The organism is Okeania sp., from assembly GCF_983059655.1.
Map to the genome: position 1 here is coordinate 1 of NZ_CEZPJD010000347.1, position 8,156 is coordinate 8,156.

Consider the following 8,156-nt stretch of genomic DNA (forward strand, 5'->3'; position numbering starts at 1 on the left):
CTAAAGTGAGAATGAAACAGCCCTGCGCTCAACAATGGGATGTTGTCCATAAAAAGGTAATGCTTCAGACCAATGCGATCGCTTTCCTTTTTGCCATTCTAAATGAGCTAATTCTAATAGATTTAAAACATAACTTCCTAAACCATTTTCAACCTTAATTAACTCATAAGAATTTTGCCAGTTTTTCAAAGTTTCTTCCCATATTTCTGGAGTCATTAGTGTTTCTTCTAGAAGAGGATTTATACCCATTTCTTCAAATTGATAAATAGCTGTAAATAACTGATTTCTTTGAGCTTGCATTTGTAGAGATAAATCCCGATTTTGGTTTTTATATGACCAAGCTACCGCTGCTAAAGTTGAAATTGCAAATAGCGGAATATTTAACTGTTGAGCTAAAGTTCTAGCAGTTACGATACCTATACGAGTACCAGTAAAACTTCCCGGGCCTTTAGCAACAGCAATAAAGCTTAAATCCTGCCAATCTTGAGGTGATAAAAACTCCTGCAATTTCTGATGTAAATGAGTAGATAAGTCTCGCCCTAAATTCCAAGTTTGCCAGCGGATATCTCCAGCAAAATCAGTAATGGCTAAACCTAATTCCGGGCTACTTGTATGAATTCCTAAACCGTATTTTTTTTCTGTATTTGTCATGTTTTTGAAGGAAGAAGGAAGAAGTAAGAAGTAAGAAGTAAGAAGGAAGAAGGAATATTAACTTTATTTTTGGCTAAAATAAACTTTTATGCCTGGCATGATAAATATTTTCTCCAAATACTTCTGGTGTCAGTATAAGCAATTTTTTCTTCTGCCTTCTTCTTTTTGCCTTATTCAAATTTCCTCTCTAGCATAAAATATTGGTAAAGCCACAAATAAGCAACCTAAAAGCCACCCAAAAATATCAGAAATCCAAAAATATCCCCCGAAAAAACCAACAATTAAAAATAATGTTGCCACAGTAGCAAATAAATTATTAGTAGCTAATTTATTTTGTTTTACAACCTGATGCTTAACCATCATAAAAACCGATGCAATTATCACAGCTATTATCGGATGCCAAATAATTATCCGATAACCAAAAATAAACCAAGCAAAAGCAAACATCAAAGCATCTAACCAAAATTCTTTTTCCTTAAACCTAGCCAACCAAAAATTCTGAGTTCCTAACTGCGAAAGCTTCACAAAATGCTCACTTTTTTGTAATCTCAAAATTTTATTTTTCCACCTAGCTTTACGATCCATTCTCAATATTTGTTGCCACTCTGGCACAGTCTTACCCTGAAGCTTACCTAATAATTTAACTTTATCTATATCTTGCAATCTTAAATCAGTTAACTTCGTAGAAATGGTCTTTAAAATTTGAGTATAATTAGCCTTTTTTCCTGGATTTCTATTAATAACAACAGTCAAAGTTGTTTTGACACGACTCACCTGAACTTTAACCGACTCAGTAGCCAAAACTTCCTGTAACTCCTTTCTAATTTCTGCTTGCTCAGTCAACTTTTTCGGCACTGCTGAAGAAGGAGAAAAATAAACATTTTCCATATAATTAGACTGAGGATGAAGATGTCTAATAATAGCAGTAGCAGAATGATAACGCCGATTTGTTGCACCTTCCAACATCTTATCTAAAATTAGACCAAGTTCTTTACTAACAGGCATTTTTAAATAATCCCGCCATACCCACTTGCTGTTTCTACTATCAAACAAATCAAAAGGTGGAACTTGAGTCAAAAGATGAATACAAGTAATACCCAAACTATAAAGATCGCTAGCAAAAATAGCCTTACCCATAAGCTGTTCGGGAGCGGTATAAGCAGCACTACCAATAATAGTACCAGTTTTAGGTAAACCTTTTTTTTCTACTAATTTTGCAGCGCCAAAATCTACCAAAACCAGTTGACCAGTAGTGCGACGAATAATATTTTCTGGCTTAATATCTCGATGAATAACCTTAGACTTGTGCACAAACTGTAATACTGGTAATAAATCATTTAATAATTGCCGAATTTTAGCTTCAGTAAAGACACCTTTTTCTGCCAATTCTTGAGCGAGATTTTTGCCTTCAATATATTCTTGAACTAAATATTGTTGTCCATCCTTTTGAAAATAAGTCAGCAGTTTGGGTATTTGAGAATGAATACCTAGAGTTTTTAACTGTTGTGCTTCTTGCTGGAATAATTCTGAAGCTTTTTGAATTTTTGTCTTTACTTGAAGAGACTCATTACCAGAAATTGTTTCTGAAGATTGAAGAGAATTTTGGTCATAATGGTAATAATTTGTATTCTGAGGAAAAAACTGTTTAATTACACAAACTTCTCTAATAGAATCTTTTTCATCTACTGCTAAAAAAGTTCTACCAAAACCACCTTGCCCAATTAATTTAAGAATACGGTAGCGAGACTGGTTAGCTATTTTAAGATTATTATCTGCTGAAGGAATAATTTTCTTTGTTTCTATTTTTTCATCTTCAGCAATTAGTGGAGGAATTAGTAACAATGGTGAGTTGCAACTCTGACAAAATTCAGCCTTAGTAGGATTTTGCGGATTTTTGCAGGTGGGAAAGTAGCAATAACTCATTAGATTAGAATAGATAAATCAAGATTTTTATTATTAGGAAAGGCAGGAGGCAGAAGGGAGATTTCTCTCTACCGATGACCGAAAGGAACAAGGGTATAAAACCGACGTCTACAGGGTACATAAAATTGGATGGGTTTTATACCCCATCTAATTGTTCCTTTTGCCTCTGCCTTCTGCCTTCGTTTATTGATTTGATGATATTGTAATTCCCAAGAAGCATGAGGCACAAAATTCATAAATTTTAGGGAGTAGGTAGAAAGGTTGCATAAAACGTCCCTACAAATTAGTAATTTGGTAAACAGGGAATAAACACTATATTTTTCTTTCAGTTATAAAAAGCAAATTAATACTCTTCTTTTTCCTAAAGAAGTGGGAGATAAAGTTATAGCAGAGTATGCTAGTATACTTACAAATTGCAGGAATTTCCCAATAACTAAAAGTCTAATATTATTAGCTTTTTATTCCCCCTATTACTTGTTGCTTGGGATTTCTCTATACTCAAAAATAGTAAATAATTTGAGCGAGCATAAAATCTCCTTTTCCTACTCTCACTGCTATATATAAAAAGAAGGGGAAATCAAGAATTAGAATTACTTCAAGTAGGGATAAGTTCACCTGGTCTTAATTTTGCCCATTTGCCCATTTCTTCTTTAAAACTTTCACAACCAACAACATCCCACTCCATTTCAATTTCATTATTTTGAGGACGAATGTTAACATTGATTGTAGGTTCAACCGGGTCAAAGTCTGGATTTTCTGTTAAATGAAGTTGTTCGTGCTGAGTTTCTACAGCATGATAGGTGACACACCGATCTACATAGTGGCAGTTAACACAAATACACATTTATAAGTACCTCGTTAATCCTCAACTCTAATCTTAAATATTGATGGAATAATTCCCTATTTTAATGATTTTCTGAGTTTATATTCTAGCCCAAATTAATTTTATCTTGTATGATTTCCTTCTCAGAAAGTCTAATTACACAGAAATTCACTGAATTTTTTTACTAATGTTGATAAATTCCCTGTCTGCTTTATCTCCTGATAATTGGCCATTTGAACGTAAAATGTTGCCCCAACCTGTTTATTTGGTCGGTGGATCTGTGCGAGATGCTTTGCTGAAGCGGAAAAGTGATTATTTGGATTTAGATTTTATTCTCCTCGACCAAGCAGTTAATATTGCCAGAAATATTGCGAAACAGTATCAAGCGGGGTTTGTGGTATTAGATGCCGAACGAAAAATTGCTAGGGTGGTCTTTAAAGGGACTACAGTTGATTTTGCTGAAATAGAAGGTAAGAGTCTGGAAGAAGACTTATGGCGACGAGACTTTACCATAAATGCGATCGCTTATAATCCTTTTAATGATGAGGTGATAGATTTATTTAATGCTTTGAAGGATTTACAGGATGGTATCATCAGAGTTGTAAAGCCTGCTAATCTTAGAGATGACCCTCTCCGACTATTACGCGCATATCGTCAAGCAGCACAGTTAGGTTTTGTTATTTCACCAGAAACTCAAACAACTATTCGAGAGTTTGCACCTTTGCTTACCCAAGTTGCAGCAGAAAGAGTACAGACAGAATTAGGTTATTTATTAAGGCATCCTCAAGGTATGGTCTGGATAGAAAAAGCTTGGAAAGATGGTTTACTTTCTAGTTATTTTCCTACTACGGGAGAAAATTGGGAAATATCAAAACAAATAGACGTAGCAGCAGAGGAGTTAGGAAAAAATTGGTCTCAGTTAAAAGATGAATTAGCAAAGGGGGTACGCGATACAGTCAAAACCTCTTTATTGGCGATCGCTAAGTTAGCAATATTAGTTAATCCTAATCCAGAAAAAGCGGAAGTTGAATTGATGGGGTTGAAGTATAGCAATGCAGAAATTAGAAGTACAATTGCAGTTATTAAAGGTTTAGCTAAACTCTCAGAAATAGAAATTTCTCAGATGTCTGTCAGACAACAATATTTCTTATTTCAAGAAATAGGAAAAAATTTTCCCGCCTTAGTAGTTGTAGCATTAGCAAAAGGAATATTTATAACAGAAATTGATTGTTTAATTAAACGTTATATTAATCCAGAAGACCAAGTTGCTCACCCCACTCCTTTATTGAACGGAAATGATTTAATTACAGTCTTAAAATTACCAAAAAGTCCGATAATTGGTCAACTATTAACAGAAATTCAACTAGCAAGAGCTGAGGGAAAAGTTTCCACTAAACCTGAAGCAATTAAATTAGCAGAAAAATTGATTAAATCCTGAAGGAAGAAGGAAGAAGGAAGAGAGGGAAATAAATATTAGAATCCCCTTTACTCCCTTCATGAAAGAAAATCAATTATCACACTGTTATTTATCAATTATTTCTCCCTTACTCCCTTACTCCCTTACTCCCCTACTCCCTTACTCCCCTACTCCCCTACTCTCCTACTCCCTTACTCCCTTACTCCCCTACTCCCTTACTCCCCTACTCCCTTACTCCCCTATTCCCTACTCCCTTCATGAAATAAAATAGCCTTGCATAATTTTTTGACAAGCTTTCGACTGTATATTCAGAGGCATTTTTATCTTTAACGTCTAGAATAATGGACGAACAACTTAAACAACTCCTACAAAAAATCTGTAACTGTCCCACTGGAAGTCTGCAACATCAGCAAATAGTGGGCAGTTTATTAACTCTAACTTGTCGGTTCCCTGGTATTCGTCGAGATGCTCACCCAAATTATTTGGAGGCGCTCAATAATACTTTATTTGATGTCAGAAAAAATTTGGCACAGTTTCTCGATCGCGCAGATATTGACCAAGTTTCTGCCTCGACGTTACGGGAGCATTATGTTAGATGGGTGAATGGGTTTCTCAAATATGACATTCTCGACTTATATCGTAGCCATCATCAGGAACTAAGTCTGAATGTCACGCAACCAGATAAGGATGGGGGAGAATTGTTGGAAAATTTATCCGATGATGGTTTTACTTATCCGACTTTAGACTCGTTGGATAGTTTGATGCAGCAAGAAGAAAGTCAAACCACTCAAAACAAAGGTTTAATTTTGGAATTGTATATCGAAACAGATCCAGAGGGAAAATTAAGTAGTTGTCATCCACAAAATTATCCTGACTGTAATGCTCAAACTATAGTGCAATACTTTTATTTGAGCGATCGGGCTGAAAAAATCACAGTTAAAGAAGATTGGGTTATTACTAAAAGTCGCAAAGGTTTAACTATTAAAAAAAGTAGTAAGCGGATAACTATAGTTGCTGCGGAACCGAAAAAAACATGGCAAAGTTTTGCTAAAGAGCAGGGAATTAATTATCAGACTTTGAAGGCTCATTGGCAGCGAAAATGTTTACCTTTGTTACGAGAAATTGTTATGGATATTGAGAATAATTTGGATTATTACAGTAGATTTCTTGCAGAAATGGGCAACAGGGAACAGGGAACAGGCAACAGAAAATAGAAGCGTTAGAAAATACAGGAATTTTGGAAATTTTTACTATGGATAAATGGTATCAATAAGCTCCCTTTGAACCAATATTCTCTTCTGCATTTTTTGGCAAAATGTCTAATCAATTCAACATTTTTTAGAATAAATTTACTATGAATAATTACACTCAATTACGTCCGGTTATTATACCTTTGGATATTAAAACACATCAAAAAGCATCGGCTTTAGCTGCCCAACAATCTCATCCAGAAATAGCTAAACAAGTTTACTTAAATATTTTGGCTGTTGCTGCTGTTTCTAATTTGCTGAAATGGTTAGAATTTGAGACAAATTTAGAACAGACATATAGTTTTAATTCGCTTCTAACTGGGTTATTCAATGCCACAGATTTGATAGTAGAAAATCGGCAGTTATTATGTATGCCTATTTTGCCTGGAGAAACAGAATTTTCTGCTAATTTAGATATAGCTGAAAATTTTATTGGTTATGTAGCAGTGCAATTTCAGCAAAGTTTAGACAAGGTAGAAATTTTAGGATTTTATCCGGTAGTTGCTGAGAATGATTTACCGGAAAAAATATCTCTTGCAGAATTACAACCTCTAGATAATTTATTTGAATTTTTGGAGAAAAATAAACAGGAAATTTTACCCCAAAATCCTTTAGTAAATTTAGGTAATTGGTTTACTGGAATTTTTGAGGAAATTTGGTTATCTCCCGAAGCAGTTTTAACTCCAAAATTAGGCTTTGCTAAAAGTAGTTCTGTTGATACTGTCAAAAGAGCAAGAATTATAGACTTTGGTTTACTTTTAAATCGGCAAAAAGTCGCTTTAGTTGTTACTATTCAGCCAGAAGCTAATTCGGAAATGGGGGTATTAGTGCAAGTTTATCCTATTGACGAACAGGAATATTTACCTGCTAGTTTAAGGTTAAAAATTGAATTAGAATCAGATATTGAAGAAGTAGAAGCGAGGGCAGCCGACCAATTAATTCAGTTAGAATTTAGTGAAATTCCTGGTAAATGTTTTTCTGTAAAAGTGATATTAGATGATGTAGAAATAGTTGAAAATTTTGTAGTTTAGTTTTAGGAAGGAAGAAGCAATTTGTAGGTTAGGTGTAAGCATTCAGCGGTCAGCCATCAGCTATCAGCTATTGCTTTTAGTTGACGATAAAAGCTTGATTAATTGTTTTACCACAAAAGTTGCCTCCCTTTCCCTTAAAGTAAGTTGTTAATTTAAATACTGTCCCATAAGATAGAGTCTTGTTGCTGATAGCTGACTGCTAATAGCTGAATGCTTACGGTTAGGTTGACCCAGGAAGCCCAACATTTGGCGTTGGTTATTTTGGCTATGATTGTGCTTTAATGGCAGTTGCCTAACTATTCTATTAACTGAAAAGCATTTTTTAATTGGTAAAATTTAGGTTTTATAGCTTGATTAATCAACGCACCAAAATTGATACAAAATAATATTAAATCCACTTGTTTTGGAGCAAACTTTGTAGCTGAGGTTGATGCAGGTTAGCGGAGCTTATACGGAGGATAAACCCAACAGTAATCAAGAAGTTTTGTTGGGTTGCGCTACCGCTTAACCCAACCTACTAATTTCTACTAATTTCTTTCAATATCAAAGCAGTTCATTTCCCAAAAAATCATGGAAAACCAAATCACCATCTACCTCAACTCCGGTAACTTTCAACAAGGCTTTCATCTAACTATCCAACTAAATAACACCCCAAAAATTACCACAACCTTAACACCTGCTCCCCAAATTCCTCACCTATATAAAAACTGGCAACAACAATATATTTCACTCACCCCTACCCCCAGAGGAGGATTTAAAAAAAGTAAAATTACCCATATTTCCAACTCTGAATGTTTCCATTACTACCAAGCACTCTGCCAACAACTCAACAGTTGGTTTTCCCCTATTAAAAATCTCTTACCCAATACTGAAAAAATCATCCTCATTATCAATACTCAAAATATTTCCGACACCCAAACAACAGAAATATTACATAAACTACCTTGGGGAAAAATCACCCTATCAGAAAATTCAATAGTCGAAACTATACTCAGCTTTTCCGAAAGAAAAACTACCCCAAATATTATCTCTGAAATACCCAGACAAGTCAGAATATTAGG

Annotated in this window: 8 protein-coding genes; 4 read left to right on the top strand and 4 right to left on the bottom strand. The window is 34.7% G+C overall.

The genetic code is table 11. The features are described 5' to 3' along the window. The 4 genes from tsaB to AC3DU7_RS18750 all read right to left on the bottom strand — a co-directional run bounded on the left by tsaB (position 1) and on the right by AC3DU7_RS18750 (position 3,418). Positions 1 to 651, bottom strand: coding sequence for a tRNA (adenosine(37)-N6)-threonylcarbamoyltransferase complex dimerization subunit type 1 TsaB (tsaB, locus tag AC3DU7_RS18735; RefSeq protein WP_488040831.1), 651 nt, complete (start codon positions 649 to 651; stop codon positions 1 to 3). 174 nt (positions 652 to 825) lie between these two features. Then, a complete protein-coding gene (locus AC3DU7_RS18740) occupies positions 826 to 2,574 on the bottom strand; it encodes a protein kinase domain-containing protein (RefSeq protein ID WP_488040832.1) in 1,749 nt (582 codons plus the stop codon). A gap of 68 nt (positions 2,575 to 2,642) precedes the next feature. Further along, positions 2,643 to 2,810 (bottom strand): hypothetical protein, encoded by a 168-nt coding sequence (locus AC3DU7_RS18745; protein WP_488040833.1) that lies wholly within the window; start codon positions 2,808 to 2,810, stop codon positions 2,643 to 2,645. 359 nt (positions 2,811 to 3,169) lie between these two features. Beyond that, on the bottom strand, positions 3,170 to 3,418 hold the full coding sequence (locus AC3DU7_RS18750; RefSeq protein ID WP_124144887.1) for a Ycf34 family protein: 249 nt from the start codon (positions 3,416 to 3,418) through the stop codon (positions 3,170 to 3,172). A 166-nt stretch (positions 3,419 to 3,584) separates the two neighbouring features. Between AC3DU7_RS18750 and AC3DU7_RS18755 the strand changes: the two genes are divergently transcribed. From AC3DU7_RS18755 to AC3DU7_RS18770, 4 genes are all read left to right on the top strand, one after another. Continuing rightward, positions 3,585 to 4,835 (top strand): tRNA nucleotidyltransferase/poly(A) polymerase-related protein, encoded by a 1,251-nt coding sequence (locus AC3DU7_RS18755; protein WP_488040834.1) that lies wholly within the window; start codon positions 3,585 to 3,587, stop codon positions 4,833 to 4,835. Between the two features lie 320 nt (positions 4,836 to 5,155). Beyond that, on the top strand, positions 5,156 to 6,028 hold the full coding sequence (locus AC3DU7_RS18760) for a hypothetical protein (protein WP_488040835.1): 873 nt from the start codon (positions 5,156 to 5,158) through the stop codon (positions 6,026 to 6,028). A 140-nt stretch (positions 6,029 to 6,168) separates the two neighbouring features. Continuing rightward, positions 6,169 to 7,095, top strand: a complete 927-nt coding sequence (locus tag AC3DU7_RS18765) for a DUF1822 family protein (RefSeq protein WP_488040836.1) — start codon at positions 6,169 to 6,171, stop codon at positions 7,093 to 7,095. Positions 7,096 to 7,665: 570 nt separating this feature from the next. Next, on the top strand, positions 7,666 to 8,156 hold a 491-nt coding region (locus AC3DU7_RS18770; protein ID WP_488040837.1), incomplete at its 3' end, for a hypothetical protein.

Excerpts from the sequence above, each read along its gene's own strand:
- tsaB (WP_488040831.1), bottom strand. The coding sequence starts at position 651 with ATGACAAATACAGAAAAAAAATACGGTTTAGGAATTCATACAAGTAGC.
- AC3DU7_RS18740 (WP_488040832.1), bottom strand. The coding sequence starts at position 2,574 with ATGAGTTATTGCTACTTTCCCACCTGCAAAAATCCGCAAAATCCTACT.
- AC3DU7_RS18745 (WP_488040833.1), bottom strand. The coding sequence starts at position 2,810 with ATGAATTTTGTGCCTCATGCTTCTTGGGAATTACAATATCATCAAATC.
- AC3DU7_RS18750 (WP_124144887.1), bottom strand. The coding sequence starts at position 3,418 with ATGTGTATTTGTGTTAACTGCCACTATGTAGATCGGTGTGTCACCTAT.
- AC3DU7_RS18755 (WP_488040834.1), top strand. The coding sequence starts at position 3,585 with ATGTTGATAAATTCCCTGTCTGCTTTATCTCCTGATAATTGGCCATTT.
- AC3DU7_RS18760 (WP_488040835.1), top strand. The coding sequence starts at position 5,156 with ATGGACGAACAACTTAAACAACTCCTACAAAAAATCTGTAACTGTCCC.
- AC3DU7_RS18765 (WP_488040836.1), top strand. The coding sequence starts at position 6,169 with ATGAATAATTACACTCAATTACGTCCGGTTATTATACCTTTGGATATT.